We start from the raw sequence: 1200 nt of genomic DNA, 5'->3' as shown, positions 1-1200 counted from the left end.
CTAAGGAAACTCTGAAGAAGACTTCCTGATTTTGGCAAAATCCCCGGACTCCACTCACCGAGTTTTCCGATGAAGCAGATGACCTTCGCCGATGCCGAGTACGCCGACAAGCGCAAGCAGACCCGCAAAGAGCTGTTCCTGATCGAGATGGATCGGGTGGTGCCCTGGAAGGGGCTGATAGCCCTGATCGAACCGCACTACCCCAAGGGTGAAGGCGGCCGTCCGGCCTATCCGCTGATGGCGATGCTGCGGGTGCATCTGCTGCAGAACTGGTTTGGCTACAGCGATCCGGCGATGGAAGAGGCGCTGTACGAGACCACTATCCTGCGCCAGTTCGCTGGGCTGAACCTGGAGCGTATCCCCGACGAAACCACCATCCTGAACTTCCGTCGCCTGCTTGAGAAACACGAACTGGCTGCCGGCATCCTGGCCGTGATCAATGGCTACCTGGGCGACCGAGGTTTGTCGCTGCGCCAAGGCACCATCGTCGATGCCACGCTGATCAATGCGCCGAGCTCGACCAAGAATAAAGACGGCAAACGCGACCTGGAAATGCACCAGACCAAGAAGGGTAACCAGTACTACTTCGGCATGAAGGCGCACATCGGCGTGGATGACGAGTCGGGTTTGGTGCACAGCGTAGTAGGCACTGCCGCCAACGTGGCGGACGTTACCCAAGTCGACAAGTTGTTGCATGGCGAGGAAAACGTGGTCTGCGCTGATGCCGGTTATACCGGTGTCGAGAAGCGTGCCGAACATGATGGTCGTGAGGTGATCTGGCAGGTGGCGGCACGGCGCAGCACTTACAAGAAACTGGGCAAGAGCAGCCCGCTTTACAAAGCCAGGCGCAAGATCGAGAAGGCCAAAGCCCAGGTGCGGGCCAAGGTCGAACACCCGTTCCGGGTGATCAAGCGCCAATTTGGCTATGTGAAGACGCGCTTCCGTGGCCTGGCAAAGAACACCGCGCAACTGGTGACACTGTTCGCGCTGTCGAATCTGTGGATGGCTCGACGACATTTACTGACGAATGCAGGAGAGGTGCGCCTGTAATGTGGAAAATGGCTGCTGCGAGGTGCTCGCGGCGGCTAAAAACACAGAAATAAGCGGGCGATCTGATCGTTTTTGATCGGTTGACCGCTTTCAAAATCGGCGGAGGCTGAAGTCAGCCAGAAATACAGGGCTACTTCAGACCATCCCTAA

General features: G+C 57.5%; 1 protein-coding gene. It reads left to right on the top strand.

Translation table 11 applies throughout. The annotated features are described in order from the left end of the window. Positions 1 to 69 precede the first annotated feature (69 nt). The gene (locus AC19YR_RS24745; protein WP_500600440.1) at positions 70 to 1050 is read left to right on the top strand and encodes an IS5-like element ISPst7 family transposase; all 981 of its coding nucleotides are present in this window, start codon (positions 70 to 72) and stop codon (positions 1048 to 1050) included. The last annotated feature ends 150 nt before the right edge of the window (positions 1051 to 1200 follow it).

The organism is Pseudomonas sp. MF08817, from assembly GCF_059862705.1.
The sequence above is the reverse complement of the archived record's forward strand: the minus strand, read 5'-3'. Positions and strand labels throughout refer to the sequence as shown.